Origin of the sequence: Mesorhizobium sp. KACC 23794, assembly GCF_052180275.1 — a bacterium.
Lineage (GTDB): Bacteria > Pseudomonadota > Alphaproteobacteria > Rhizobiales > Rhizobiaceae > Kumtagia.
Window position 1 is genome coordinate 2,002,501 of sequence record NZ_CP197465.1, and the last position, 26,983, is coordinate 2,029,483.

Consider the following 26,983-nt stretch of genomic DNA (forward strand, 5'->3'; position numbering starts at 1 on the left):
TCTTTTTGTGCCAATGCCATCTATGCAATTCCAATTGGGTTGCGCAGGCGACAATCTCTTCGAGATTGCGCAGGCGCGACAATCCTTCGGATTGCGCGGTGGGCATTGGCAATGAGAACGATCAAGTGTCTTAAGGGCAATTGGTGGATGCCTTGGCATGCACAGGCGATGAAGGACGTGATACGCTGCGATAAGCGTCGGGGAGGTGCGAATACCCTTTGATCCGACGATTTCCGAATGGGGAAACCCACCTAAGGTGCTTGGAGAATCAGAGCAGCAGGGCAACCTGCTGCTGTGGTTTCCAAGTATCGATAATAGGTAACTTACCCTGAATACATAGGGGTAAAGTGGCGAACGCGGGGAACTGAAACATCTAAGTACCCGTAGGAAAGGACATCAACAGAGACTCCGGAAGTAGTGGCGAGCGAACCCGGACCAGGCCAGCGGCTTTTGCGAGACAAGCGGAACACTCTGGAAAGTGTGGCCATAGCGGGTGACAGCCCCGTACGCGTAATGCGAGCAAAAGTCCTTGAGTAAGGCGGGACACGTGAAATCCTGTCTGAACATGGGGAGACCACTCTCCAAGCCTAAGTACTCGTGCATGACCGATAGCGAACTAGTACCGTGAGGGAAAGGTGAAAAGCACCCCGACAAGGGGAGTGAAAAAGTACCTGAAACCGGTTGCCTACAAACAGATGGAGCCCGCAAGGGTGACATCGTACCTTTTGTATAATGGGTCAGCGACTTAGTGTGACGAGCAAGCTTAAACCGGTAGGTGTAGGCGCAGCGAAAGCGAGTCTGAACAGGGCGTTCAGTTCGTCGCATTAGACCCGAAACCGAGTGATCTAGCCATGAGCAGGATGAAGGTAAGGTAACACTTACTGGAGGTCCGAACCCATAACTGTTGCAATAGTTCGGGATGACTTGTGGCTAGGGGTGAAAGGCCAATCAAACTCGGAAATAGCTGGTTCTCCGCGAAATCTATTTAGGTAGAGCGTCGACCGAATACCCTCGGGGGTAAAGCACTGCATGGGCTAGGGGTCCTCACCGGATTACCAAACCTAAGCAAACTCTGAATACCGAGGAGTACTAGTCGGCAGACACACGGCGGGTGCTAACGTCCGTCGTGAAAAGGGAAACAACCCTGACCAACAGCTAAGGTCCCCAAGTCATGGCTAAGTGGGAAAGGATGTGAGGATCCCAAAACAACCAGGATGTTGGCTTAGAAGCAGCCATCATTTAAAGAAAGCGTAACAGCTCACTGGTCTAAATAAGGGTCTTTGCGCCGAAAATGTAACGGGGCTAAAGCCATGCACCGAAGCTTTGGGTTCAGCGCAAGCTGAGCGGTAGCGGAGCGTTCTGTAAGCCTGCGAAGGGACAGCCGTGAGGCATCCTGGAGGTATCAGAAGTGCGAATGCTGACATGAGTAACGTAAGGGGAGTGAGAGACTCCCCCGCCGAAAGACCAAGGGTTCCTGCTTAAAGTTAATCTGAGCAGGGTTAGCCGGACCCTAAGGCGAGGCCGAAAGGCGTAGTCGATGGGAATCACGTTAATATTCGTGAGCCTGCAGGTAGTGACGGATCATCAAGGTAGTTCAATCTTATCGGATTGATTGGGCTGCTGCGTGGTTCCAGGAAATAGCTCCTGCTTATAGTCCGTACCCGAAACCGACACTGGTGGTCTGGTAGAGTATACCAAGGCGCTTGAGAGAACTATGCTGAAGGAACTCGGCAAATTGCACGCGTAACTTCGGAAGAAGCGTGACCCCTTTGCACGCAAGTGTATGGGGGTGGCACAGACCAGGGGGTAGCGACTGTTTATCAAAAACACAGGGCTCTGCGAAGTCGCAAGACGACGTATAGGGTCTGACGCCTGCCCGGTGCTGGAAGGTTAAGAGGAGAGGTGCAAGCTTTGAATCGAAGCCCCAGTAAACGGCGGCCGTAACTATAACGGTCCTAAGGTAGCGAAATTCCTTGTCGGGTAAGTTCCGACCTGCACGAATGGCGTAACGACTTCCCCGCTGTCTCCAGCATAGACTCAGTGAAATTGAATTCCCCGTGAAGATGCGGGGTTCCTGCGGTTAGACGGAAAGACCCCGTGCACCTTTACTATAGCTTTACATTGGCATTCGTAGTGGCATGTGTAGGATAGGTGGTAGGCTTTGAAGCAGGGACGCCAGTTTCTGTGGAGCCACCCTTGAAATACCACCCTTATCTCTATGGATGTCTAACCGCGGCCCGTCATCCGGGTCCGGGACAATGTATGGTGGGTAGTTTGACTGGGGCGGTCGCCTCCTAAAGAGTAACGGAGGCGCGCGATGGTGGGCTCAGAACGGTCGGAAATCGTTCGCTGAGTGCAATGGCATAAGCCTGCCTGACTGCGAGACTGACAAGTCGAGCAGAGACGAAAGTCGGTCATAGTGATCCGGTGGTCCCGCGTGGAAGGGCCATCGCTCAACGGATAAAAGGTACGCCGGGGATAACAGGCTGATGACCCCCAAGAGTCCATATCGACGGGGTTGTTTGGCACCTCGATGTCGACTCATCGCATCCTGGGGCTGGAGCAGGTCCCAAGGGTATGGCTGTTCGCCATTTAAAGCGGTACGTGAGTTGGGTTCAGAACGTCGTGAGACAGTTCGGTCCCTATCTGCCGTGGGTGTAGGAATATTGAAAGGATCTGTCCCTAGTACGAGAGGACCGGGATGGACGTATCTCTGGTGGACCTGTTGTGGCGCCAGCCGCATAGCAGGGTAGCTATATACGGACGGGATAACCGCTGAAGGCATCTAAGCGGGAAACCCACCTTAAAACGAGTATTCCCTGAGAGCCGTGGAAGACGACCACGTTGATAGGCCGGGTGTGGAAGCGCAGCAATGTGTGAAGCTTACCGGTACTAATAGCTCGATCGGCTTGATCGTTCTCATTCTCAATGCCCATCCGACGAAGTCGGATGGTTGATCTCCTGTCCTCACGGCCGCATCGGCTGGCTCACGCCAGCCTGGCCTCCGGACGGGGCGCGGCATACGCCGCGACGCGCAGTCGCGCTTGCGAAGCTTCGCTTCGGGGCAGACTATCGCGGACAAAGGCACGGAAAGACAGGCAAACAGCCCGAGAGGCATCAAACAGGAAACCCCTATTCGCTGCTCTCTATTGGCTATTCGCTCAAAACAGCTTCTCGAAAATCAACATGCTTTTCGCCGACCTGGTGGTTATGGCGGAGCGGCTGCACCCGATCCCATTCCGAACTCGGCCGTGAAACGCTCCAGCGCTGATGGTACTTCGTCTCAAGACGCGGGAGAGTAAGTCGCTGCCAGGTCTGCTAAATGCATGAAATCTTCTCAGATACGTAAGATGGCGGAAACGATAGCTGACAGCAAAAGTAATGTCGGCAAGGTACAAGCTGCCTTGCATGGCTGTCTCTGTAGGTAGTTGTATTGAAGATCCGCTTGTGCGGGCTTTTTCTTTTTCTGAACCCGCTTCCTGGCGAAGGCGTGGCCGCCTTGTCGACAGCCTTGCGCGAGTTCATTGTGGTCTGCCGGGCTGCAGGTTTTATTTTTCCCGCCATCCAGATATCCATGCCCGCCCCGCGCGGGCTTTTTGCGTCTAGGCCGCATCTCAAGGATATCCGGGCCGCCGGATCTTGTGGCTGGACCGTATCTCGTCGCCGATTGCCGGCATGCGTTTTGCGCCGATCTTGTTTATGAAGGTGGCGGCACCAACTCTCCGCGCATGACGGAGACCGTCGCGGGACGGCGGTGTCCTGCGCGCCGGGATGGGTCGGATGAACGGGAAGACGGACGAGCAGTCGGCAGTCACGGTCGGCGACGAAAGCTTTCGCGACCAGCTTGTGATGATGTGGCGGGCGTTCATGGCTTCGCCGGTGCGCAACACCATCCTGTGGCTGATGGTCGGCATCTTCGCCGTCATCGTGGCGACGGCGCTGGGCCAGGTGCTGCTCAACCGCTGGAACCGGCCGTTCTACGATGCGATCGAGCGCCGCGACCTGCAGGCGTTCTTCCACCAACTGGTGGTCTTCGCCGAGATCGCCGGCGTGCTCCTGGTCTTCAACATCACCCAGACCTGGCTGAACCAGATGCTGCGCATCAAGCTGCGCGAGGGGCTGACGCGCGACCTGATCGGCGAATGGATGCGGCCGAGGCGGGCGTTCCGGCTGGCCAAGGCCGGCGCCATCGGCGTCAATCCCGACCAGCGGCTGCATGAGGACGCGCATCACCTCACCGACCTGTCCACCGATCTCGGCGTCGGCCTGCTGCAGGCGACGATCCTGCTGGTCAGTTTCGTCGGCGTGCTGTGGTCGCTGTCGACCGGATTCGTCTTCCATGTCTCCGGCCGCTCGTTCGAGATACCGGGCTACATGGTCTGGGCGGCGGTGCTCTATGCCGGCATCGCGTCATTCCTGAGCTGGCTGGCGGGCCGGCCGCTGATCAACCTGAACAGCGAGCGTTATGCGCGCGAGGCAGAGCTGCGGTTCTCGCTGATGCGGGTCAACGAGCATATCGACGCCATCTCGCTGGCAGCCGGCGAGGGCGAGGAGCGGCGGCGGCTGGAACTCGACCTGGCCACCGTGCTTGCGGCAACGAAACGCATCGCGCTGGCCACGGTGCGGCTCACCTGGGTGACGGCGGGATACGGATGGATCACGGTGGTGGTGCCGATCGTGATCGCCTCGCCGGTGTATTTCGCCGGCGACATCAGCTTCGGCGGGCTGATGATGGCGGCGGCGGCGTTCACGCAGGTGCATGCCTCGCTGCGCTGGTTCATCGACAATATAGGCGGCATTGCCGACTGGCGCGCCACCTTGCTGCGCGTCGCTTCCTTCCGCTCGGCGATGCTGAGGATCGACGATATCCATGATGTGGAGAGGCGGATCGACTTCGTCGAGGCCGAAGGCGATCGCATCACCATGGACGACCTCGAGGTTTCGTCGCCCGACGGCTGCACGCGGCTGTCGCAGAAGCATGTGGAGATCGCGCCGGGGGAGCGCGTGCTGGTTACCGGCTTGCCGGGGGCGGGCAAGACGCTGTTCTTCCGCGCGCTGGCCGGGCTCTGGCCCTGGGGCGGCGGCCGCGTCGGCCTGCCGAAAGGCCGGAATGTGACGTTCATTCCGCGCACGCCGTATTTTTCGCCGGGCTCGCTGCGCGATCTGCTGTCCTACCCGGCCGATGGAGCCAAGACTTTCTCGGATGCGGAACTCGTGGAGGCTCTGACGAAGATCGGTCTCGGCAAGCTCGCTTCGCGGCTCGACACGGCCGCCCGCTGGGAGCGCGAACTCAACGACGAGGAATTGCGGCTGCTGGCCTTTGCCCGGCTCGCCCTGCACAGGCCGCGCTGGGCGGTGGTTGACGAAGCCTTGGACACGCTGGACGCCGACACGCGGGCGCGCGTCTTCACGGTGCTTAGGGAAGGCGCAGCGGACACCGCGATCATCAATATCGGCCGCGCCGACATAGGCGGCGGCTTCTTCTCGCGGACCCTGCAACTCGAGATCGATCCGAAGGGCCACGCGCTGAAGAAGGTTAAGGTCGGTGGCGCCCTGAAGGGCAAGCCGGCGGCGACCGAGCGGCGGGCTGCCAGGGCAGATGCCCGCCGGGCCAGGCATCCCTAGAAGAGTGCGCCTACCAGCAGACGAACCCGCCATCGACGATCACGTCGAGGCCGGTGACGAAGGAGGAGGCGCGGCTTGCCAGGAAGACGGTCGGGCCGACCATCTCTTCCGGCTCGGCCAGCCGGCCCATCGGCGTGCCGGCGGCGAAGACTTTGTTGCGTTCGCCCTGGTTCATTGGTGTCAGCGTGTAGCCGGGGCTGACGACATTGACCCGGACGCCGCGTCGGGACCATTCCATGGCGAGGCTCTTCGACAGATGGATGACCGCTGCTTTCGATGAATTGTAGTGCGCCTGGGTGAGGTCGCGGTTGACGATCGATCCCGAGATCGAGGCGATGTTGATGATCGAGCCCTTTTTGCGCGCCAGCATGACCCGCGCCTCGGCCTGGCAGGAGAGGAACACGCCCTTGACGTTGACGTCGTAGATACGGTCCCATTTTTCGACCGGCATGGTCTCGGCCGGATCGGAGCCGCCGATGCCGGCATTGTTGACGGCGATGGTGAGCGGCCCCAGCTGCTTCTCGATACGGCTGATCGCAGCCGAAAGATCGGCTTCCGAGGTGACTGTTCCGGTCAGCGCCAGCGATCTGCGGCCGAGCGCCTCTATCCTTCCCGCCGTCTCTTCCAGCCCGCCCCTGGAGTCGTGTCCGAAGCACGCGACGTCGGCGCCCGCCTGCGCCAGTCCGATGGCGATCGCCTGACCGATACCGCTGCCGGCGCCGGTGACCAACGCCACCTCGCCGGACAGGTTGAACAGATTCATGCTTCCCCCCCAAATGGCTTTCCCCGACCCGGCTCCTCCGGCCCGGACTGGCAGCAGAGACCAGTTCAGGCCTGCTTTCAAGCCCCGGAGTTTCGCGCCTCAGCGGATCGCGCGTTCGGGGTGGCTGCGACGCATTTCAGTCAAATTATTGTTGAATGAAATAGTCAAGAATGTTAGGTGCCCGGTCTGTGACTTATGCGTGGCGCGGGTCACTTCGTGGCTTCGCGACGAAGGCGCGATCAGGATATTTCCGGTCGGGCCCGGCGGGCGGGCGTGTGATCGGCCTGACCATGGGATCTTCCTCCTGGCAGGCCTGCCGGAAGGCGAAAGCGGGAGTCGAGTTTGGGAACCAAGCCGAGTTTTTCCAGCCGGAACCGCAACATTTGGAATTTTTGGTGTTCCGCGCCGGTTGTTCTGGTCCTGATCTTCGTTTGCGGTCCGGCCGCGGCGCAGCAAGATGCGGTGGAAACGCCGGTCGCGCCTGCTTCGCCCGTCGTGACGCAGGCTGCGCCGATGGCGGAGCCTGCCACTGCCGCCTCGCCGCCCACCGACGCACAGCCACCCGCTTTGCCGGCATCCGAGCCGCTTGGCGCCGCTGCCGGCATGCCGCAGGGGCAGCCGCAACAACCTGGCGAAGGTGCGGACCGCTCGACGCTGCCGCACAATCTGTCGCCATGGGGAATGTTCCTGGCCGCCGACTGGGTGGTCAAGGCCGTGATGATCGGGCTTGCTTTCGCCTCGCTTGTCACCTGGACCGTGTGGCTGGCGAAGACCCTCGAGATCGCCGGTGCAAAGACCCGGCTGCGCGGCGTGCTGCGCATACTGGGTTCGGCGCGGGCGCTCGACGATGCGGTCCAGCAGATCGGCCGACGCGCCGGGCCGGGCGCTGAACTGGTTAGGGCGGCGGCCGACGAGGTCGGCCTTTCCGCCGAGGCGCTGGATCACGCTTCCCCGGACGGCTTGAAGGAGCGGATCGAGTTGCGCCTGTCGCGCATCCAGGCGCAGGCGGGGCGCAGGCTCGGCAAGGGCACCGGCGTGCTGGCGACGATCGGCTCCACGGCGCCTTTCGTCGGCCTGTTCGGTACGGTGTGGGGCATCATGAACTCCTTCATCGGCATATCCGAAGCGCAGACGACCAACCTTGCCGTCGTCGCGCCGGGTATTGCGGAAGCCTTGCTGGCGACGGCGATCGGCCTTGTCGCCGCCATTCCCGCCGTCGTCATCTACAATGTCTTCGCGCGATCCATCGTCGCCTACCGGCAGGCGCTGGCGGATGCGGCTGCCGGCGTCGAGCGGCTGGTCAGCCGCGATCTCGACTTCAGGCATGTCGTGTCGCGAGAGCCTATGTTCGCGCGGCCGCGCGTCGCCGCCGAACTGGCGCGCGCCGCGGCGGAATAGGAGTAGCGCCATGGCCGGCGGTGTCCGCGAATCGTTTGACGGCGACGATCTCCAGGAGAACCATGAGATCAACGTCACGCCGTTCATCGACGTGATGCTCGTCCTGCTGATCATTTTCATGGTCGCGGCGCCGCTGGCGACCGTCGATGTCAATGTCGACCTCCCCGCATCGACGGCTGCCGCATCGCCGCGGCCCGACAAGCCGCTCTATGTGACGGTGAAGGAAGACCTTTCGCTGTCGCTCGGCAACGACACCGTGGCGCGGCAGGCCCTGGGCGCCGCGCTCGACCGCATCACCGCCGGCGACAAGCAGCAGCGCATCTTCCTCCGCGCCGACCGGGCCGTCGACTATGGCGAGTTGATGGATGTGATGAACGCGCTGCGCGGCGCCGGATATCTCAAGATCGCGCTGGTCGGGCTGGAGACCTTTCCGGCCGCTGCAAGCGAGGGTGCGGTGCCGTCCGGCGAGCCGGCCGAATGAGTGTCCAGGCCGAGCCTGGCCTGATCGGGCGACGCTTCGAGCGCCGTGAGATCGTCCTGTGGTCGGCGGCGGCGATCGTGGCGCTTGCCGCGCATCTGGGAACCGGGTGGCAGGCCTATCGGTGGGGGGGCGCCGAGCCGCCGCCCGCCGATGCTGCCCCGGCTGCGATGATGATCGACCTCGCCCCCGCGACGGTCTCGCCGGAATCGGTGCCGTCCGACACGCCGGACACCGTCGACAGCGAGGAGTCGATGGCGGCTGACGAACCCGTCGAGATCGCCGAAACTGTTCCTGTCACCGACACGCGGGTGGAGCAGGTCGTGGAATTCGACGAGGTCGATCCGCTTCGGGAAACGGTGGTCGAGGAGATCACGCCGCAAACCGCGGAGCCGATTGACCCGGCCCTGACGGAACAGGCGGAGGCGGCGGAGGGCGTTCCGGAAACGGTGACGGAGACGTCGGAGGTCGTGCCCGAAACGGTCGAGCCGACGGCGGAGCCGACCACCGCCGAAGCCGAGGAGGTCATTCCGGACATCGTCGAGGCTCCGCTGCCCGAGGTGGCGGTTGCCGTGCCGGAGCCGCGTCCGGTCGAGGAAGAGGCGGAACCCAAGCCGCCGGCCGCCAAGCGCAAGCCGGCCGAGGATGCGAAGCCCGTTGCGAAGGCGAAACCGGTCGAGAAAGCCAAGCCCGCCGAGAAATCGAAGGAAGTCACCAAGGCGCCGCCGAAGAAGCAGCCATCGCCGAAGGCGACCGTTGCAAGAACCAAGTCGGGACAGGCCTCGCCGAAGGCCTCTGCGGCCTCAGGCAATCAGGGGTCCAAGGGTTCCACCATGTCGCCGGCGACTTGGAAATCTCGCGTGTACGCGCATATTGCGCGCGGCAAGCGATCTCTGAAGGGGCGTCGTGGCAGCGAGGTCGTGGTGAAGTTCTCCTTCGACAATAGCGGCAACGTGCTTGCGGCCTCGGTGGTGGGATCGTCGGGAGATCCCAAGCTGGAACAAAGCGCCGTCGCCATGGTGCTTCGCCGCTCGCCTATACCAGCACCACCGGCTGGAGTGAGCAGAACGCTCACCGCACCGATAAATGTGGAATGACGCTTTTCCGTCGCGAGCGATGGCTCACCGATTGGTGAGCAGGGTCGCCGCCGGAAAAGCTCGGTGGTTGGCTATGTGTCGTTGTCGTCAAAGTACGATGCGATATCGCGATGTCCTTCGAGGACGTTTACCACCTCGAGAACATGATCTTGGTAGCGGAAGAAAATCACATGACCTTTGAATGCGACGCTGCGTAGGTCCGGCCTCAACTCAGGCCGCAACCGTCCCCTCCTGCCCGGCAAGCTGGCAAGGTGCTCGCATCAGTCAAAAATCTGATCGGTAAAACGCTCGCCGACGCGAACGCTGTTGCTTACCTTCGCGATATAGGCGGCGATCGCCGCGACATCGTCCAGCGCGGCGTCCGTGTATCGTAGGGTCGGCACCTAACCATTCCGGTCGGCGGCGAGTTCGAGGGATTCAAGCCGCTTTTTCACCGCCTTTCTGGCTTGCTCTGTCGTATTGCCGCCGCCGCGCGCGATCGAGGCATCGATGGTTTCCCGCAGGGCTTTCAGCTTCGCCTCGCGCTCCTCGACCAGGCGAAGGCCTTCGCGCACGATTTCGCTTTGCGAACCGTAGCGCCCCTCCTTCACCATATCGTTGACGAACTCTTCCCAGCGTTTTCCGATCGACACGTTCATGATGCGCCTTCCTGCTATCGTTATCGTAACGGATAACATTGATTAGGCAAATATTGTTACGATGCTCCCTTGCTGTTCGGGATAGCTCGCGCGGGCGGAAACGAACAGGAGTGCCTGTTTTCCGTATCGACAGGCTGCGGGCGAAATCGACAGGCTGCGCGCGAAGCGGACGAGGCCGCTGAAAAATCCTTGTCTTTCAGGCGCTATCCCACGTCCCTGCCGCGCGCCATGGCTGCACTGCCCGCCGCCAGCACTTCCTGGTCGATGAAGGTCAGCGCGCGCATGGCGCAGCCGAGGGCGATCAGCGGAATCTCGTCGCTGTCGGTGGCAAACGAGATCGCCTTGGAATGCTGGCCGCCGGCGGTCAGCGCGATGGCGGTGCGCAGCGCCGGTTCGATCAGGTCGAAAGCGCCGGCGCCGATGCCGACCATGGCCACCGGCGCCGGGTCGATCAGCGCGAACAGGCTGCCGAGGCCGTAGCCCAGCGCTTCGCCGGCCCGGCGATAGGCCTCGCGTTCCGGCCCGTCATGGTCGCGGGCGGCTGCGGCCAGCGCCGCCATGTCGGCCGCGCCGATGTCGGAGACCGGCGCCTCATCCTCGCTCGCGCCTCGGGCCTTGCGCCAGATCGCATAGTTGCCGGCGTAGGCCTCGACGCAGCCGCGCCGGCCGCAGCGGCAGAGCGCTCCGTCCGGCCGATGCACCATATGGCCGAATTCGCCGCCTGAAGACTGCGTCCCGGTGAACAGGTCGCCCTTGAGCACCAGCCCCATGCCGATGCCATGCGACAGCAGGATGGCGATGAAGTCGTTGCGGTAGCGTTCCGGATCGCGCCAGCGCAACGCCATGGCGATCATGTTGCAGTCGTTCTCGACCGTCACCGGCGCGCCGAAGGCGCTTTCCAGGCGTCCGCCGAAGTCGATGCCTTCAGACGGGGTGATCGGCGACCATAGCAAGGTGTGGTGGTCGGCATCGGTGGTGCCTTGCACGGCAAGGACGATCCGCCTCACGGGCCTGCCGAATTGGCCGCGCCTGGCCAACTGGCTCCTGACCGTCGCGATGCATTCGCCGACCAGATCGTCCGCCGAAAGATCGAAGGTGGACAGTTTCTTGCGCTGCTCGACGATCGTGCGTCCGGCAAAATCGACGACGGAAACCATCAGGAAATTGAACAGCAGGACGATGGTGACGACTGTCGCTGCTTCCGGGTCGAGGCCGATCGCGACCTGCGGGCGGCCGCGCTTCAGCGCATTGGTTTCGCCGTTCTTCGCCTCGGCAAGGATGCCCTCGGCGATCAGGTCGGCGGAGATCGCGGAGATGGTGGAGTGGCTGAGGCCGGTCGTCGCGGCGATGCCGGTGCGCGACGCCTGGCCGGCGCGACGGATGGCCGAGATGACCATGGCGCGGTTGCGCTTCCTCAGATCGTCGTGACGGATGCCGACCGACATCGTAAGCATTCCTCCCTGTGCGCCGGCTCATGTTTGCGGCCGGCTTCACGCGATAGTGTCAGAAGCGTGAGGAACTGTCATCATTAGTTCGGCTCTCGAAAAAATGGGAGGGTCGCAGAAAATCTGTATTGACAGTGTCGACGGGCCGGGACATGTTTTTTCGAGGCTCGAAAAAAAGCCTCGAGGGCTTTGGCCGAAATGTCGCGCCAAACACGGCGCAGGGAGGAAATCATGAAGAAGTTTGCAGCCGCCATGCTGGCGGGCGTTGCGCTGTCCTTTTCGCTTGCGACAGTCGCCAGCGCCAAGGACAAGGTTATCGGTGTTTCTTGGTCGAATTTCCAGGAGGAGCGCTGGAAGACGGACGAAGCCGCGATGAAGGCAGCCATCGAGGCCGCCGGCGACAAATACATCTCCGCCGACGCGCAGTCGAACCCGACCAAGCAATTGACCGACGTCGAAAGCCTGATCAGCCAGGGCGCCAACGCGCTCATCATCCTGGCCCAGGACGCGTCGGCCATCGGCCCCGCCGTGCAAAAGGCGGTCGACGAGGGCATTCCGGTCGTCGGCTACGACCGCCTGATCGAGAACAAGGACGTCTTCTACCTGACCTTCGACAACAAGGAAGTCGGCCGCCTGCAGGCCAAGGGCGTGTTCGCCGCCAAGCCGGAAGGCAACTACGTGTTCATCAAGGGCTCGGGCGCCGATCCGAACGCCGACTTCCTGTTCGCCGGACAGATGGAAGTGCTCAAGGAGGCCGTCGATGCCGGCAAGATCAAGAATGTCGGCGAGGCCTACACCGACGGCTGGCTGCCGGCCAACGCCCAGAAGAACATGGAGCAGTTCCTGACCGCCAACGACAACAAGGTCGACGCGGTCGTCGCCTCCAATGACGGCACGGCCGGCGGCGCCATCGCGGCGCTCACCGCGCAGGGCCTTGCCGGCTCCGTGCCGGTGTCCGGCCAGGACGGCGACCATGCCGCACTCAACCGCATCGCGCTCGGCACGCAGACCGTGTCGGTGTGGAAAGATGCGCGCGAACTCGGCAAGAACGCCGCCGAGATCGCGGCGCAACTGGCCGACGGCAAGAAGACGGGCGACATTGCCGGCGCCGTCGACTTCACGACGCCGGGCGGCAACACCGTCAAGTCGGTGTTCCTGACCCCTGTCGCGATCACCAAGGACAATCTCAACGTCGTCATCGACGCCGGCTGGATCTCCAAGGATGCCGCCTGCGCCGGCGTCGCCGCCGGTTCGGTCGCCGCCTGCAACTGAGCGATCCCGGTACAATCAGTCCATGCGCCGCGGTTTGCGAAAACCGCGGCGTTTTTCTAAGTTGACCAAGCTTCGGCGCACCGCGTCAGACGGAAGACCGGAGGGGAGGAGATCGTGATGACCGATGCCGCATCCAGCGTGGCGCCCGACCGCGCCCGCGCGTCCGAGCTGTCAGGCGTCGGCCGTTTCCTCAAGGCGACCGAACTCGACACCCGCATGCTCGGCATGGTCGCCGCGCTGCTGATCATCTGGATCGGTCTGCAGGTCGTGTCCAGCTTGCGCCTCGGCGTCAATCCGTTCGAATTCGACAGCCGCACCTTCCTCACGCCGCGCAATCTCTGGAACCTCTCGGTGCAGGCCTCGGCCGTGGCGATCATGGCGACGGGCATGGTGCTGGTCATCGTCATGCGCAATGTGGACCTGTCGGTCGGCTCGGCCGAGGGTGTGATCGGCATGGTCATGGGGTTTGCCCAGGCGCATTTCCTCATCCAGGTCATCGGCCTGGGCGCCGGCAACCCGCTGATCTGGATCCTCGCGCTGGTCGCCGGCGTCGTGCTGGGGCTGATGATCGGCGCGCTGCAAGGCTATGTCATCGCCTATCTGGAAGTGCCGGCCTTCATCGTGACGCTGGGCGGCTTCCTCATCTGGCGCGGCGCTGCCTGGTGGGTCACCAGCGGCCAGACGATCGCGCCGCTGGATGCGACGTTCCAGTTGATGGGCGGCGGGCCGCAGGGCGCGGTCGGCTCGACCTGGAGCTGGGTGATCGGCGCTGCCGCCTGCGTGGCGGTCGTGCTGCTGCTGGTCAACGGGCGCGCGCAGCGCAAGCGTTTCCGGTTCCCGCTGCGGCCGGTCTGGGCGGAAATGTTCCTCGGCGCGGTCGCCTGTGCCGTTATCCTCGGCGCGGTGAAGCTCGCCAATTCCTACCCCTGGCCGGCCGGCATCGTGAAGAGATATGCCGAGCTGAACGGCATAACCGTGCCGGAGGGCGGCCTGTTCATTGCCCATGGCATTGCCGTTCCCGTGCTGATGGCGATCGCCGTCGGCATCGTCATGACCTTCGTCACCAACCGCACCCGCTTCGGCCGCTATGTCTTCGCCATCGGCGGCAATCCGGAGGCGGCGAGCCTTGCCGGCATCAACACGCGCTGGGTGACCATGAAGGTGTTCATGATCATGGGCGTGCTGGCCACGATCAGCGCGGCGATATCGACGGCGCGCCTCAACTCGGCGACGAATTCGCTCGGCCTGTTCGACGAACTGATGGTGATCGCGGCGGCCGTCATCGGCGGAACGTCGCTCGCCGGCGGGTCGGGAACGGTCGTCGGCGCCATGCTCGGCGCGCTGCTGATGCAGTCGCTGCAATCGGGCATGGTCATGCTCAACATCGACACGCCGCTGCAGAACATCGTGGTCGGCATCGTCCTGGTGCTCGCGGTGTGGATCGACATATCCTACCGCAAGCGTGTGCACTGAGGAGGCGGACATGGCCGGCACGGACACGAACACCCGCACACCTCTCATCGACATGCGCAACATCTCCATCGCCTTCGGCGGCATCCGCGCCGTCGACGACGCCTCGGTCGATCTTTATCCGGGTGAGGTCGTGGCGCTGCTCGGCCACAACGGCGCCGGCAAGTCGACGCTGATCAAGATCCTGTCCGGCGCCTACAAGCGCGACCACGGGCAGATTTTCGTCAATGGCGAGGAGGCGTCGATCTCCAACCCCCGCGACGCCAAGAAATACGGGATCGAGACGATCTACCAGACGCTGGCTCTGGCCGATAACGTAGACGCCGCCGCCAACCTGTTCCTCGGCCGCGAACTCATGACGAAATACGGTACGCTTGACGATGCCGCGATGGAATCGGAAGCCCGCAAGGTGATGGGCCGGCTAAATCCGCGCTTCCAGCGCTTCAAGGAGCCGGTGGTAAAACTCTCCGGCGGCCAGCGGCAGTCGGTGGCGATCGCCCGCGCCATCCTGTTCAACGCGCGCATCCTGATCATGGACGAGCCGACGGCGGCGCTGGGTCCGCAGGAGACGGCGCAGGTCGGAGAACTGGTGAAGCAGCTGAAGGCCGACGGCATCGGCATCTTCCTGATCAGCCACGACATCCACGACGTCTTCGACCTTGCGGACCGTGTCTGCGTGATGAAGAACGGCCAGGTGGTCGGCACGGCGCACACCCGGGATGTGACCCAGGACGAGGTGCTTGGCATGATCATCCTCGGCAAATGTCCGCCTGGCGCCATTCCCGGGCCGGGCGCGCTCAAGGTCGCGGCTGCCGCTTGAGGCCGCTGCCGCCGCGCCGATCCAGGTCCAATGATCGGGCTACCCGCTGGGCCAGCCATTGGCGCGCGCATTGCATTCTGATCTGCCTGCCCTCATAAAGTGGCTACCTCCGAGAGGGCAAAGTCGGCATTGAAGAAGCTGCTTCCGTTTCTGGCGTTCGCGGCCGTCGCGATCGCCAGCCTGGTCACTGCCGGCTTCGCGTATCGAACCGGCGAGGAGGCCGCGCGCTTCAAATTCGAGGCGTCGGCCGACGATGCCCTCGGCCGGCTGGCAAGCCGGCTCGATCTCGATCTGTCGCTTCTGGTCACCACGCAGGCCTTCTTCGAGGCGCGCTTCGGCAATGTCAGCAAGCCGGAATTCAAGAGCTATTTCGACTCGCTCGACGCCAACGACAATTTTCCGGGGTTGCGCGGCGTCGGGTTCTTGAGCCTGGTCCGCAAGGGGGCCGAATCCGCGCTTGAGGAGCGCATCGCCGCGGAACACGGCGTCGCCCGTAAGATTTTTCCGATCTCCGGCGAGGTCTGGCGCACGCCGGTCACGCTTTTCGAGCCGTTCGACGACAATACGCGGTCGGCTATCGGCTTCGACATGTATTCTGAGCCTGTCCGCCGCGAGGCGATCGAGGCGGCGCTGGCCAGCGGCATGGCGCGGGCCAGCGGCCGCGTCATCCTTGGCGAGAACACAGGCAGCACCCAGCCGGCGCCCGGCATCTTCGTCTATTCGGCATTGAGGGCCAGGACCTCCGGTCCGGGCGACGCCGACAACCGCCCGGTCGGCTTGGTCTACGTGGCCTTCCGAACCGCGGAGCTGTTCTACTCCGCACTGTCCAAGCCGCCGATCCTGCCGGTCAATGTCGAGGTGCATGACGGGCCGTCCTCGCCGGACACGTTGCTGTTCCGCTCCGAGGCACCGCCTGACACGCGGTTTTCGGACGATTTCCTGGTGACCCGGAAACTGACGGTGGCTGGCAGGGAATGGACGCTCGAATTCCGACCGACCAGCGGATTCCAGCGGCCGTCGTCGCGCGCCCTGCCGATCCTGCTCGGGCTGGCCGGCCTCATGCTGGCCGCTGCGGTGGCGGCGCTCGCCCGCTATCAGGAGCGGACCTACGAAGCAAAATCCCGGCTGCACGACGCCACCGAGCGCAGTCTCGCCGAGAAGGACCTAATGCTCCAGGAGATGAAGCATCGCATCAAGAACTCGATCACCCGGGTGCTTGCCATGGCGCGGCAGACCGCGGCCAACTCCGCCGATCTCAAGGAGTTCTCCGCTTCCTTCGCCGCGCGGCTGCAATCCATGGCTGCCTCGCAGGACATGCTGACCCGTTCGCGCTGGCAAAAGGTGGAACTCGGCGACCTGCTGCGCATGGAACTGGAGCAGGTGTTCGGCAAGACGATGCCGGAGGACGCGCTGAACGGACCGAAGGTGCTCCTCAACGAGCAGACCACCCAGGCGCTGGGGCTGACGTTCCACGAACTCGCCACCAATGCGCTCAAATACGGAGCCGTCGCCAGTTCGATGTCGGCGCTCGCGGTAAGCTGGTCGGTAGAGCGCACGGCATCCGAAAGGCGGCTGCTGCTGCGCTGGCAGGAGCGCGGGTCGAAGCATCAGGAAACGACGCGGCGGTCCGGTTTCGGCACGAAGCTTATCGAGATGAATATCACGCGCGAGCTGAACGGAAACATTTCACGCGATTTCACCGATACGGGCCTGTCGATCGACATTGACGTCCCGCTCGACAGGGAGTTCGAGCGCAGTTCACCGGAAATTGCCGCGGGCAACGAGCGCGCCGGCCAGTAATTGGACTCAGGGCGTCTTGCAGAGCCCGTGAACTCATAAAAGGGAGTGACGGCCGAGATATCCGGGAAATTGACGCTCACGGCGAAGCCGAGGCGATCCCTTTCAGCAGATCAATGAACGCGCTTGTCCTGATACCACTCGCGTTCTGTTTCAGATCGACGGTTTGAACCACGACCAGTCGTTTCGACGGTATAACGGCGATGACCTGGCCGCCGTAGCCAGAGGCATAAAATGCGTCTGGACCCCAGGTGTCGGGGGGCAGCGTCCACCACATGTAACCATAGCCCTGCCGTATTCGCTTTGCCCAGGAATGAGGGGTAGTCGATTCCCTGACCCACGAGGCGGGAATGATCTGCTTTTCGCCCCAGCGTCCGCCGTTCAGGTACAACAGGCCGAAGCGTGCCGCGTCTCTGGCGCTGAGTTTGAAGGGATAGGCTGGGTGCTCGGAAAGCTCCTCGGCAGCGTAGCGGCCATCCTTGGTCGAAAAATCGTCCATGGCGAGCGGTTGGGCAATTCTCTGCTCAAAGCTTTGGAAGATGTCTTCGCCGGTCTGCTGTCGATAGATCGTTCCAAGCGCATTGAAATCCCAGTTGTTGTAAAACCAGAACGATCCGGGTGGATGGCTTCCACGCTTAGGCCGCTTGCGCTTGATGTCTCCTGTCTCATGGGCGGCGGGATGGTAGACGCCAGAACGCGCCATCAAGAGATCACGGACGGTTGCCGTCTTCTCGGTTGCGGTCAGACTGGGTGCATTGTCGTCAATACCGAGGTCGGCCAGGCTGCTGGAAAGGTCGATCCTGCGTTCAGCAACGGCAATGCCGTATAGTGCACTGAGAAGACTCTTTCGGACGGAAGCAACATTCACTTTACGGGACGTATCACCCCAACTGGCGATGACCCTTCCGTCCTGGACGATCATTACCGCTGTCGGCTTGAGAGCAGCAGACTGACGCCTGGCAGCTTCCAGCCGGTCCGCGGACCAACCCAATGTGGTCGGATCGACCTCTTGCCAAGCTTGAGCGCTGGCGTTTCCCGCTATCAACACGCCGATGACCAGCAGGAATGCGAGCCGAATCTTGAACATCAAGCCTCTTCGCCATTGTGGCTCTTGAAGGATGTTGGCCAGGGCACGGCGCCGGTGGAGCGCCTCTTTGACAAAGCCACGCAATCCCGTCGCATCACGACACCTACGACAGGCCGGCGGAAAACCATCGCGCCGCTCTCAAGCTCGCCGCAGTCCGCATCTGGCTACGCGATAGCGAGTCTACGTTCTAGCACTTCGCCTCGTAGAGGCCGCCCGCGGCGGTCTTGAAGGTGCAGAAGCCCGGGCGTGAGGCCGGTCCAACCTTGGTGGCGCCGGCGGTTTCGACCTTGCTGGCGGCGATCGCTGCGGCGGTGGTGTCGGGAGGGGCAGGGGCTGTCGTGCAACTGGCGAGCATCACGCCCGCAGCGAAAGCCAGGGAAATCTTCGTCGTTGCCGTCGTGCGCATTCTGTCCTCCATGCGGAGGAGACGCATAGCATGGGCAGGACTTTCGTGCTCGCCGAATTTGAGGCTGACGGCGCAACGCGCCGCCGGGCCGTCACTGTTCTCGCGTCAGCGGCTTACGCTGGACGTCTTGGTGGAGTGGTCGACGGTGGACGCAATCTCTGCGCCATACGCCTCGACGGAAGCATGGAGCTTTCCGTCGTGGCCGATCTCCCAAACCAACTCGGCGTCTTCCTCTTCCACGGCGGGGTCTACATAAACGCATTGCCCGAAGAGTTTGTCGGTCTTGCCCCGGAAAGAGGAAAGCACAGGGGGGAGTTCGGACTGGCATTCCTCGTAGGTCTCGTAGACCGTGACGGGGGAAGGCAGTTCGCTGCACTGCTTCAGGTCACCGGAGCAACCAACGATCAAAAGAAGGGCGGCTATGTGTTCCATGACGAAGTTCCTTTCGCCAATAACGAGGTCGGCCACGGGAGGGTTCCACGATGACGGAGACGTTACATGCCTTGGAAGCCGGCCTCTGTTGTGACGGAAACCTTGTAGCGGCCTCGACGTAGGCTGTTTTTCGAACCGGCTACTCGGTTTCGAAATTGCCTTCCGGAATCAGCAGCGAATAGGTTAGCCGGGTGTCGGTCAGCTCGAGCGTGGCCGATCCGTTCAGCGCGGCGGGAACGACGCGCTCAAGGGCGACGCTGCCGAAGCGCTTCTGGCCGATCGCATGATTTGCGACGCTGATCGTCTCGACCCACACCAGGGACAGGCCGGGTGCCGATGGGCCGGACTGGACATGGCTCGTGATCGTCACGTAGCCGTCGGGGCGCGCGAGCGCACCGTAGCTGACGGAATTGACGGCAAGTTCATGCAGCGCGAGCCCGATGTGGAGCGCGGCGTTCGGGTTGAGATCGGGCCTGTCGCCTTCGAGCCGAATGCTCTGGCTTGCGTCGGCGGTGTATCGGCCGACCTGGCCGAGGATCAGTTCGTGCAACGAGGCTCCCCGCCAGTTGGACGAGGTCACCAGATCCTGCGTAGACGCAAGCGACTGAAGCCGTCCGCGGAAGCGGGAAAGGAATCCGTCGACGGTGTCGGAATGGCGGCCTGTCTGGGTTGCGATGCTCTGGATGATAGCCAGCAGGTTCTTGGAGCGGTGCGCGACTTCGCGCAGCAAGGTGCGCAGCGTCTGTTCTCGGCGTTTCTGGTCGCTGATGTCGACGGCGGTGGTCATGATGCCGAGAATTTTGCCGTCGGGCGAGCGGTCGGCATCCAGCCATACGGAAAACCAGCTTGCACCCCCTTCAGCCGGGATGCCGATTTCCAGCTTTCGGGACACGCTGGTGGAAATCACCTCGTGTTTGGCGCGGGCAAGATCGGAGGCAATGTTGAGCGGGAGAAAATCCCTTAGCTGCAAACCCTCGACAGGATGTTCTGACCACGCCGAAGGTATGTTCTCGGCCCAGACGACGCGCAGGTCGAGATCGCAATAGGTGATCGAAATCCCGGTGTTGGAGAGCGCCTTGAGCAGGCTGCCGTCCCGGTCGGGCGTCGACGATGTGGGATGCAGTTTCATTGCCCGCCCAAACTCTGGTCAATGCCTATGACCTGGTACACCCCCGCCTTTCAGATAGCAGAGCCACTTCGCTCCGGAGCAGGGATCCGCCGGACCACGCCGCTTTTGGCGAGCACGGCCCGGCGGCCGCTGGAAACCGTTTGAGGGGTGCGGCTTCCAGTTTGCAGATACCCTGCCTCAAGCATCAGGCGCGGCGGACGAAACCGGCGATCAGCGAAATGACCAGGAACGCCAGGAAGATGAAGAACAGAATCTGCGCGATACCGGCGGATGTTCCAGCGATGCCGCCGAAACCCAGAGCGCCCGCGATGATGGCGACGACGAGAAAGACGAGTGCCCAGTACAACATGGCTTGATCTCCTGGATTGCTGAACGAGAACGCCGGCCTGACGGGATGGTTCCAGAGCCTGGTTCCCAAAAAGAAACGGCCGCCATCCGGCGGCCGTCATCAGGACATGACAGACCTCAGGCCGCGGCCTTCGCCTGCCGATCGAAGAAAAGCGCTTGGCTGATCAGCGCCTTGACCATCTCGGGGTTGAACGGCTTGGTGACGAGGAAGGCGGGCTCCGGGCGCTCGCCGGTCAGCAGCCGTTCCGGGAAGGCTGTGATGAAGATGACCGGCAGCGATGTCGAGCTCAGGATTTCGTTCACAGCGTCGATGCCGGATGAACCGTCGGCGAGCTGAATGTCGGCGAGGATCATCCTCGGATGTGTCTTGCCAAACAGCGCCGTCGCTTCGGAATGGGTGCGCGCCGTGCCGACGACGCGATGTCCGAGGCTTTCCACCATCTGCTCGATATCCATCGCGATCAGCGGTTCGTCCTCTATGATCATGATGTCCGTTGCGACCTGGCGCGAAATCTCGTTGCTGGCCTGCGCCAGCAGCCTGCCGAACTCCTGCGCGTTGACGTCGAGGATTTCCGCGGCCTCTTCGTCGCTGAACCCTTCGACCGACACGAGGAGGAAGGCTTGGCGGGGGCGAGGCGACAGAGCCGTCAGATTCGCCGCCGCATGGCGTTCCCAGCCCGTCGCGGCATGATCTTCCGGTACGCGGATGACAATGGACGTGAAGAGCTTGGCAAAAATCTTGTAGAGCGCGATGCGCGCGTTCGATGCGTCCGGGAAAATGCTTACATCCGCGACGATGGCCTCCAGCATGGCCGCCACCAGCGCGTCGCCGCTCTGCTGCGAACCCGACACGGCCCGGGAGAAACGGCGCAGATAAGGAAGGTGCGGCGCAATGCTTGCTGACAAACTCATATGGGATTCCCTCTTGGGTGTGCTTGACGAATTGGCATGAACAATCCACGCCCACAACGAGGCCGAGCGGAAAAAGTTCCGCTGTCTGGAACCTAGTTCACCATATCGCGTTTGGGAGCGGATGTGGGCAGGATTTTGCGCGGTGCGGGGCCGCGCCATCCCGGTAACAAACGAGAACAGGGCAACATTGTGATATCAACCAAAGACAACTTCGCTTCCAGCGGCCCAGCGCCGCTGGGGCAAGAGTCGACCGATCTGCTCGGAGTGAGTTCCGAAATCGGCCGCAAGCTCAAGCAATATTACGACGAACTCGTGTCCGACGAAGTGCCGGATCGCTTTTCGCAGCTGCTGAGCCAGCTCGAGGCGGCCGAAACGGCGCAGAAGGAGGACTGAGCCCATGGCCGTGACGCCTGAGTTCAAGAAAGATCTGCTTTCCACAATACCCAGCCTTCGGGCTTTCGCGGTGTCGCTGACGCAGAATTCCGACAAGGCGGACGATCTGGTGCAGGAAACGCTGGTCAAGGCGTGGGACAAGCATGCCAGCTTCCAGATGGGCACCAACCTCAAGGCGTGGCTGTTCACCATCCTGCGCAACGAGTTCTACTCGCAGATGCGCAAGCGCGGGCGCGAGGTCCAGGATTCCGAAGGCATCATGACGGAACGCCTGGCGGTGCATCCCAGCCAGCACGGCAAGCTCGACCTCGCCGATTTCCGCGGCGCTCTGGAGCAGTTGCCGGAGGACCAGCGCGAAGCGATCATCCTGATCGGCGCATCGGGCTTCTCCTACGAGGAAGCGGCTGAGATCTGCAACTGCGCGGTCGGCACGATCAAGAGCCGCGTCAGCCGTGCGCGGACGAGGCTGCAGGACATACTGAAGATATCCGGCGAGGCGGACTACGGGCCTGACGCGATCTCCTCGCAGGTGATGGGCTCGAACGCCGCCTGACGGCAGTTTCAGAATCTCCCGCCTAAACGATCTGCGCGCGGGCTTCGGCGAGGGCGGCGAGAATGTCGTCTCCTGCATACGGCTTGCCGACGATCTTGGCGCCGGGAAACGAAACCCCGATCTCGCCCAGGGACGTGTACCCGGATGCGAAGACGAAGGGCACCCCGCGATCGCGAAGCCTGGCTGCGAAGGGCAAGGTCGAGACACTGCCCAATCGCAGGTCGATGATGGCGGCGTCGAAACTGGAGTCGGATGCCGCCGCCTCGGCCTCCTCGAGCGTGCGGGCGATCACGACGTGGGCAGCGCCGTCGTCACGGCAAATCTGCTCGACGTCCATGGCGATCAGGATCTCGTCTTCCAGCACCAGTATACGCAGTCCGTCCAGCAACCCGGCCACTCGGTATGACTCCCGTGAAGGCCGCGACTCATGCCGGTAATTAAGAAGTCTGTCATTTAAAAAAGACACCGTATCGGGCGGGCCGAGGTGTTACCATGCGGCATCCAGGTCCGCCTGGCTCTTAAGAAGGTGGGAGATCAAGTGCCTGCAAAGGACCTGAAAGCCGCGGCGGGTACCAACATACCGTGCGAGAAATGCCCGCTCAGGGGCATGAAGACGTTTCGCGATTTCACCAAGGAGGAACTGGCCTTCGTCAGCCGCTTCAAGCGTGGCGAACTCGCCGTCGACAGGGGCGCGACGGTGCTCATGGAGGGGCACCACAGCGCCCATCTCTACACGGTGCTGTCCGGCTGGGCTTTCCGCTACAAGCTGCTTCCCGACGGACGGCGGCAGATCCTGAACTACATGATGCCCGGTGACCTTGTCGGGTTGCAGGGCAGCCTGCTTGGCGAGATGCAGCATTCGGTGGAGGCGCTGTCGCCGATGCTTCTCTGCGTGTTCGAGCGCGACCAATTGAGCGAACTCTATCGTAACCATCCCGGTCTCGCCTTCGACATCACCTGGATCGCCTCGCGCGAGGAGCAGATCCTCGACGAGAACCTGCTCAGCCTCGGCCGCCGGAGCGCGATCGAGCGAGCCGCCTACCTGATCTCCTTCATCGGCAGCCGCGCCCATGTGGTTGGTCTCAACGGAATGCAGCCGCAGCAGATTCCGATTACGCAGCAGCATCTGGCCGACACGTTGGGTCTGTCGCTGGTGCACACCAACAAGACGATCCGCAAGCTGGCCGACCGCAAGCTGATCGCATGGCGGGACGGCGCCTGCGAGATCAGAGACATGGATGGGCTGAAGACGCTGGCGCGCTGGGAAGGCCTGCCCGACACGCTCCGCCCGCTGGTGTGAGGTCGGCACGAGTTTTGCTCTTCACCGCGACTGCGTCTCGCCCCACCCCATGCCGGGAATGATGTTGCGGGCCAATGCGAAAACGACGAGCAGCGCTGGCACGGCGATGAAGCCGCCGAGCGGACCCCACAGCCAGATCCAGAAGACCAGCGACAGGAGCACGACGAAGGGGTTCAGCGTCATGCGCTTGCCGATCACAATCGGCGTGACGAACTGTGCCTCGATCATGTTGATCGTCAGGTAGATGGCGACGGGCAGCAGGCTGCCGCCCAGCGTGTCGAACTCCGCCAGCCCGATGACGAAAAGCACCACCACCATCACCGCCGGGCCGATGAAGACGATGAAGTTGGTGAGGATCGCCAGTGCGCCCCACATCGCTGCCGATGGCACACCGACGATCCAAAGGCCGATGCCGACGGCGACGCCCTCCAGTATGTTGATGATCGAGATCGAGATCAGATAGTCCGAGACCAGCCGCTCGACATCGCGGAACACATGGGCGACGCGCCAGCGCAATCGGCGATTGAAGCAAAGGCGCAGGATGGCAATGCGCGTCTGGTGGCGGGTCGCCACGAAGAAATACAGGCTGGCGAAGAAAATCAGCACCTGGCCGATCACGGCAGGAGCCAGCGTCGCCATGCTTTCGACCCCGACGCCTTGGTCGACGGATACGGCGATGCCTTCGCTGCCGGTGATCTCGCGCAACTGGTCGCGCACCCCGCGCAGCGCTTCCAGCGGACCTTTCAGTTCGGCCAGTTGCACCTTGAGGTTCGCCCAGATCTGCGGCAACCGCTCGATCCAGAACGACAGTGGCGCGGCGACAGCCACAGCGAACAGGCAGAGCCCGATGATGAACAGCAGGACCACGATCGTGGCGGAGATGCCGGGCGGCATGTTGCGGGCCTCAAGCCGCGAGGCTATCGGGCCGAGCATCAGGCCCAGCACCACGCCGAGGCAGATCGGCATCAGGATGTATTCAGCGGCCGACAGCGCGAAGACGAAGACGACGAGGCCGATGAGGATTACGGCGGTCTGCGAGCCGCGCGCAAGAAGGATTTCCAGGTTGGATTTCGGCGGCAGGCGCACGATCGGTGCTTTTTTCGCGGACAGCGCCACTGCTGCTTTCCGATCCGACATCAGGTTTTCCAGTTCCTCTCGCCATCCAGAACACAATTTCGTAGCTTTCGTTCCGCCCCTCCGGAACCACGCCCCCACCGGAGCGTTTGGCTCCGTTCATGCACAGGAGTAACATTATGGCTGCAGCAACCGGAAAGACCGCAAAGTCGGATTCGGATATGGAAACCCCGGTTCCGCCGGATCTGGAAGCGGATATCCGCCAGTTGCGGGAGGACATCGCCAGGCTGACCGAGCAGCTCGCCAAGACAGGCCAGCACTCCTATGGCACGGCACGCCGCGCCGCGGCCGAAGGGGTCGAACAGTTGAAGGCGCAGGGCGAGGCTGCGGTAGAGAGCCTGAAGACCAACGCCCAGGACCTCGAGGACCAGTTGACGACGGCTGTTCGCGAGAAGCCGATCACCGCGCTGGCGATCGCAGCCGGCGTCGGCTATTTCCTTGCCCTTCTGTCGCGCCGCTAGCCGGCGCCCGCGGGAGAGGGGATGCTCGCTTCATTGATTGCCGGTCTGGCGACCGGAGAGACACTGGCGGCGCTGCGCAGGGCCAAACGCGCCGCTATCGCCTATTTGCTCGCGGGAATCCTTGCCGCCTTCGGCATTGTCTTCCTGCTGGTGGCGGCGACGATCTGGGCCTCGCAGCGCTATGGAGCGATCCATGCGACGCTGGGCATCGGCGGCGCGTTCGTCGCGCTCGCCGTCGTCATCGTCCTTGTCCACAAGATGACTTCGAGGGTCCGCGCCAAGGCTGCGGTGCGCCAGCGAAACCGCGACTTCGCGAAAGCGGCGGTTGCCGCCGGCATCGCCGTCGCTCCCGCGCTGCTCAGCGGCCGCGCCGGCAAGGCCGCGCTGCTGGCTCCGGCGATCGCGGCGGTCGCCTACGCGATCTACCGCGAAAACAGCAAGCCGCCCGCGCCGGACCGCGAGTAGCGGCCGCGGCTCAGGCGGCGTTCGTCTCCAGCGGAAGCGAAATTTCGGCGACGACGCCATCGCTCCCGAACTCGTGCCGAACCTCGCTCGACATCACCTTGTCGAGCCCGCGGCGGATCAGGATCATGCCGAAACCTTCCCGTTCGGGACGGCTGACCGAGGGGCCGCCAACCTCACGCCAGGCAAGCCGCAGCCGCCGCGCCTCCTCGCGGCCCTCTATCGTCCAGGACAGGTCCACCGCGCCCTTCGGCACCGACAAGGCGCCGTACTTCACCGCGTTGCTGGCAAGTTCATGCGTGATCATGCCGAGGCCTAGCGCCTGGTCGGGCGACAGATACGTGTCCGCCCCGTCCAGCCTGACGCGCGGGCTCCTCTCGTCGTCGAACGGCGTGATCTCGAGCCGCAGCAGGTCGCGAAGCGCGATGCCCCGCCATTCGCGGTCCGAAAGCAGGCCGTGGGCGACGCCCAGCGCCTGCAGCCGCGAACTGAAGGCTGCCAGGAATTCGCGCGGATCGCGGGCATGGCGCACCGTCTGCGAGGCCAGGGCCTGCACGGTCGCCAGCGTGTTCTTGACGCGGTGGTTGAGTTCGCGCAGCAGCAGGCGCTGGCGCTCCTCGCCGGTCTTTCGCTCGGTGATGTCGTAGTTCACGCCGAAGACGAGCAGCGGCCTGCCCTCCGCGTCGCGCTCGACCACCCGTCCGCGCGCCGCCAGCCAGCGCGTCGGTTCGGCATGGCGGACACGGTATTCGCCAAAATAGTCGTCCGATACCTCCAGCGTCCGCCGAAACTTCGTGTCGGCCGACCGCACGTCGCGCCTGTCGATGGCGTGGAAGAATTTTCTGGCCCGCAGCATGTTGGCAGGCGGCAGGCCGAACAGTTGCGGCAGGCTGTAGTCGCATTCGACCCGTCCGCTTCTCACATCCCATATCCAGCTGGACAGAGACGCGGCTTCCAGCGCCACTGCACGCCGCTTTTCCTCGCGATCCAGCGCCATCTGCGCGAGCGTGCCGCTGCGCGTTCCTTCCTTGAGGGCGAACAGGCTGGAGGCAAGACCGGCAAGCAGCTTCAACTGCTCGATCGGCTGCGCATCCGGCTCGGCGCGCGGCAGGCGATCGAGAACGCACAGCGTGCCGATACGCTCGCCATCGACGACCAGCGGCGCGCCGACATAAAAACGCACATTGTGCGGCCCGGTCACCAGCGCGTTTCCGGCAAAGCGCGAATCCGTCGTCGCATCCGGAACCACCATGACCTCGCTTCCCGAGGCGATGGCGTGGGCGCAGAAGGAAAGACTGACCGGCGTCTCGCGGTCCTCGACGCCGATGCGGGCAGGGAAGCGCTGCCGTTCGCTGTCGACGAGGCTGAGCAAGGCGACCGGCGCGCCGAAGGCGGCGGCAGCCAAGGTCGTCAGCCTGCCGAAATCCGCATCGTCCACGAGATCGGCATAAGGCAGCCTGTTCAGCACAGCCTGACGCGCTGGCGAGCGCACGGCCTGCCAGACCTGATCCGGCAAGCCGGGATTTTCGTCTTTCCTGTTCTGCACCGTGCCGAAACTCACCG

At 63.0% G+C, this 26,983-nt stretch carries 27 protein-coding genes and 2 rRNA genes; 16 read left to right on the forward strand and 13 right to left on the reverse strand.

The window, feature by feature from the left end; all coding sequences use genetic code 11:
- Positions 1-119: 119 nt before the first annotated feature.
- The 3 genes from ACSBOB_RS09880 to ACSBOB_RS09890 all read left to right on the forward strand — a co-directional run bounded on the left by ACSBOB_RS09880 (position 120) and on the right by ACSBOB_RS09890 (position 5,625).
- Positions 120-2,917 (forward strand): 23S ribosomal RNA (locus tag ACSBOB_RS09880).
- A gap of 283 nt (positions 2,918-3,200) precedes the next feature.
- Positions 3,201-3,315 (forward strand): 5S ribosomal RNA (gene rrf / locus ACSBOB_RS09885).
- A 456-nt stretch (positions 3,316-3,771) separates the two neighbouring features.
- A complete protein-coding gene (locus tag ACSBOB_RS09890) occupies positions 3,772-5,625 on the forward strand; it encodes an ABC transporter ATP-binding protein/permease (RefSeq protein ID WP_442582229.1) in 1,854 nt (617 codons plus the stop codon).
- Positions 5,626-5,635: 10 nt separating this feature from the next.
- Here the strand turns inward: ACSBOB_RS09890 and ACSBOB_RS09895 are convergent, their stop codons facing one another.
- Positions 5,636-6,388: an SDR family oxidoreductase gene (locus tag ACSBOB_RS09895; RefSeq protein ID WP_442582230.1), complete on the reverse strand. Its 753-nt coding sequence runs from the start codon at positions 6,386-6,388 to the stop codon at positions 5,636-5,638.
- Between the two features lie 414 nt (positions 6,389-6,802).
- Between ACSBOB_RS09895 and exbB the strand changes: the two genes are divergently transcribed.
- The 3 genes from exbB to ACSBOB_RS09910 are packed head-to-tail and all read left to right on the forward strand — an operon-like array spanning position 6,803 to position 9,361.
- Entirely contained in the window at positions 6,803-7,786 is a 984-nt protein-coding gene (exbB, locus tag ACSBOB_RS09900) for a tonB-system energizer ExbB (protein WP_442583698.1), read from the forward strand.
- A 10-nt stretch (positions 7,787-7,796) separates the two neighbouring features.
- Entirely contained in the window at positions 7,797-8,267 is a 471-nt protein-coding gene (gene exbD, locus ACSBOB_RS09905; RefSeq protein WP_442582231.1) for a TonB system transport protein ExbD, read from the forward strand.
- A complete protein-coding gene (locus tag ACSBOB_RS09910) occupies positions 8,264-9,361 on the forward strand; it encodes a TonB family protein (RefSeq protein WP_442582232.1) in 1,098 nt (365 codons plus the stop codon). The genes exbD and ACSBOB_RS09910 overlap by 4 nt, the downstream gene beginning before the upstream one ends.
- A gap of 71 nt (positions 9,362-9,432) precedes the next feature.
- Here ACSBOB_RS09910 and ACSBOB_RS09915 read toward each other — a convergent pair whose 3' ends face one another.
- The 4 genes from ACSBOB_RS09915 to ACSBOB_RS09930 all read right to left on the reverse strand — a co-directional run bounded on the left by ACSBOB_RS09915 (position 9,433) and on the right by ACSBOB_RS09930 (position 11,444).
- A complete protein-coding gene (locus tag ACSBOB_RS09915) occupies positions 9,433-9,603 on the reverse strand; it encodes a type II toxin-antitoxin system RelE/ParE family toxin (protein WP_442582233.1) in 171 nt (56 codons plus the stop codon).
- 18 nt (positions 9,604-9,621) lie between these two features.
- On the reverse strand, positions 9,622-9,744 hold the full coding sequence (locus tag ACSBOB_RS09920) for a hypothetical protein (protein ID WP_442582234.1): 123 nt from the start codon (positions 9,742-9,744) through the stop codon (positions 9,622-9,624).
- Positions 9,745-9,999: a type II toxin-antitoxin system ParD family antitoxin gene (locus tag ACSBOB_RS09925; protein WP_442582235.1), complete on the reverse strand. Its 255-nt coding sequence runs from the start codon at positions 9,997-9,999 to the stop codon at positions 9,745-9,747. It lies immediately after the preceding gene.
- A gap of 203 nt (positions 10,000-10,202) precedes the next feature.
- Positions 10,203-11,444 (reverse strand): ROK family protein, encoded by a 1,242-nt coding sequence (locus tag ACSBOB_RS09930; RefSeq protein WP_442582236.1) that lies wholly within the window; start codon positions 11,442-11,444, stop codon positions 10,203-10,205.
- A gap of 231 nt (positions 11,445-11,675) precedes the next feature.
- Between ACSBOB_RS09930 and xylF the strand changes: the two genes are divergently transcribed.
- The 4 genes from xylF to ACSBOB_RS09950 all read left to right on the forward strand — a co-directional run bounded on the left by xylF (position 11,676) and on the right by ACSBOB_RS09950 (position 16,806).
- Entirely contained in the window at positions 11,676-12,716 is a 1,041-nt protein-coding gene (gene xylF, locus ACSBOB_RS09935; protein WP_442582237.1) for a D-xylose ABC transporter substrate-binding protein, read from the forward strand.
- Positions 12,717-12,833: 117 nt separating this feature from the next.
- Positions 12,834-14,189, forward strand: coding sequence for a sugar ABC transporter permease (locus ACSBOB_RS09940; protein ID WP_442582238.1), 1,356 nt, complete (start codon positions 12,834-12,836; stop codon positions 14,187-14,189).
- Positions 14,190-14,199: 10 nt separating this feature from the next.
- Positions 14,200-15,006 (forward strand): ATP-binding cassette domain-containing protein, encoded by an 807-nt coding sequence (locus tag ACSBOB_RS09945; RefSeq protein WP_442582239.1) that lies wholly within the window; start codon positions 14,200-14,202, stop codon positions 15,004-15,006.
- Positions 15,007-15,135: 129 nt separating this feature from the next.
- Entirely contained in the window at positions 15,136-16,806 is a 1,671-nt protein-coding gene (locus ACSBOB_RS09950) for a CHASE domain-containing protein (protein ID WP_442582240.1), read from the forward strand.
- 76 nt (positions 16,807-16,882) lie between these two features.
- Here the strand turns inward: ACSBOB_RS09950 and ACSBOB_RS09955 are convergent, their stop codons facing one another.
- Positions 16,883-17,890: a serine hydrolase domain-containing protein gene (locus tag ACSBOB_RS09955; protein WP_442582241.1), complete on the reverse strand. Its 1,008-nt coding sequence runs from the start codon at positions 17,888-17,890 to the stop codon at positions 16,883-16,885.
- A 187-nt stretch (positions 17,891-18,077) separates the two neighbouring features.
- Positions 18,078-18,296 carry a hypothetical protein gene (locus ACSBOB_RS09960; protein WP_442582242.1) on the reverse strand — a complete coding sequence of 73 codons (219 nt, stop codon included), beginning with the start codon at positions 18,294-18,296 and terminating at the stop codon, positions 18,078-18,080.
- 30 nt (positions 18,297-18,326) lie between these two features.
- Here ACSBOB_RS09960 and ACSBOB_RS09965 point away from each other — a divergent pair, with 30 nt between their 5' ends.
- Positions 18,327-18,782, forward strand: a complete 456-nt coding sequence (locus ACSBOB_RS09965; RefSeq protein WP_442582243.1) for a hypothetical protein — start codon at positions 18,327-18,329, stop codon at positions 18,780-18,782.
- Between the two features lie 85 nt (positions 18,783-18,867).
- On the opposite strand, the gene ACSBOB_RS09970 is transcribed toward ACSBOB_RS09965, so the two are convergent.
- From ACSBOB_RS09970 to ACSBOB_RS09980, 3 genes are all read right to left on the reverse strand, one after another.
- Entirely contained in the window at positions 18,868-19,857 is a 990-nt protein-coding gene (locus ACSBOB_RS09970) for a sensor histidine kinase (protein WP_442582244.1), read from the reverse strand.
- 184 nt (positions 19,858-20,041) lie between these two features.
- Positions 20,042-20,206: a DUF1328 domain-containing protein gene (locus tag ACSBOB_RS09975; RefSeq protein WP_442582245.1), complete on the reverse strand. Its 165-nt coding sequence runs from the start codon at positions 20,204-20,206 to the stop codon at positions 20,042-20,044.
- Positions 20,207-20,322: 116 nt separating this feature from the next.
- Positions 20,323-21,117, reverse strand: a complete 795-nt coding sequence (locus ACSBOB_RS09980; RefSeq protein WP_442583699.1) for a response regulator — start codon at positions 21,115-21,117, stop codon at positions 20,323-20,325.
- 234 nt (positions 21,118-21,351) lie between these two features.
- On the opposite strand from ACSBOB_RS09980, the gene ACSBOB_RS09985 reads away from it, so the two are divergent.
- Positions 21,352-21,510 (forward strand): NepR family anti-sigma factor, encoded by a 159-nt coding sequence (locus ACSBOB_RS09985; RefSeq protein WP_442583700.1) that lies wholly within the window; start codon positions 21,352-21,354, stop codon positions 21,508-21,510.
- A gap of 4 nt (positions 21,511-21,514) precedes the next feature.
- Positions 21,515-22,063 carry an RNA polymerase sigma factor gene (locus ACSBOB_RS09990; protein WP_442582246.1) on the forward strand — a complete coding sequence of 183 codons (549 nt, stop codon included), beginning with the start codon at positions 21,515-21,517 and terminating at the stop codon, positions 22,061-22,063.
- 22 nt (positions 22,064-22,085) lie between these two features.
- Here the strand turns inward: ACSBOB_RS09990 and ACSBOB_RS09995 are convergent, their stop codons facing one another.
- Complete coding sequence (locus ACSBOB_RS09995) at positions 22,086-22,460, reverse strand: response regulator (protein ID WP_442582247.1); 375 nt, start codon at positions 22,458-22,460, stop codon at positions 22,086-22,088.
- A gap of 210 nt (positions 22,461-22,670) precedes the next feature.
- Here ACSBOB_RS09995 and ACSBOB_RS10000 point away from each other — a divergent pair, with 210 nt between their 5' ends.
- The gene (locus ACSBOB_RS10000; protein ID WP_442583701.1) at positions 22,671-23,363 is read left to right on the forward strand and encodes a Crp/Fnr family transcriptional regulator; all 693 of its coding nucleotides are present in this window, start codon (positions 22,671-22,673) and stop codon (positions 23,361-23,363) included.
- Between the two features lie 21 nt (positions 23,364-23,384).
- On the opposite strand, the gene ACSBOB_RS10005 is transcribed toward ACSBOB_RS10000, so the two are convergent.
- Positions 23,385-24,500, reverse strand: a complete 1,116-nt coding sequence (locus tag ACSBOB_RS10005) for an AI-2E family transporter (protein ID WP_442582248.1) — start codon at positions 24,498-24,500, stop codon at positions 23,385-23,387.
- 116 nt (positions 24,501-24,616) lie between these two features.
- Here ACSBOB_RS10005 and ACSBOB_RS10010 point away from each other — a divergent pair, with 116 nt between their 5' ends.
- Positions 24,617-24,958, forward strand: a complete 342-nt coding sequence (locus ACSBOB_RS10010) for a DUF883 family protein (protein ID WP_442582249.1) — start codon at positions 24,617-24,619, stop codon at positions 24,956-24,958.
- Between the two features lie 21 nt (positions 24,959-24,979).
- Positions 24,980-25,423: a hypothetical protein gene (locus ACSBOB_RS10015; RefSeq protein ID WP_442582250.1), complete on the forward strand. Its 444-nt coding sequence runs from the start codon at positions 24,980-24,982 to the stop codon at positions 25,421-25,423.
- Between the two features lie 10 nt (positions 25,424-25,433).
- On the opposite strand, the gene ACSBOB_RS10020 is transcribed toward ACSBOB_RS10015, so the two are convergent.
- The gene (locus ACSBOB_RS10020) at positions 25,434-26,981 is read right to left on the reverse strand and encodes a sensor histidine kinase (protein ID WP_442582251.1); all 1,548 of its coding nucleotides are present in this window, start codon (positions 26,979-26,981) and stop codon (positions 25,434-25,436) included.
- Between the last annotated feature and the right edge of the window lie 2 nt (positions 26,982-26,983).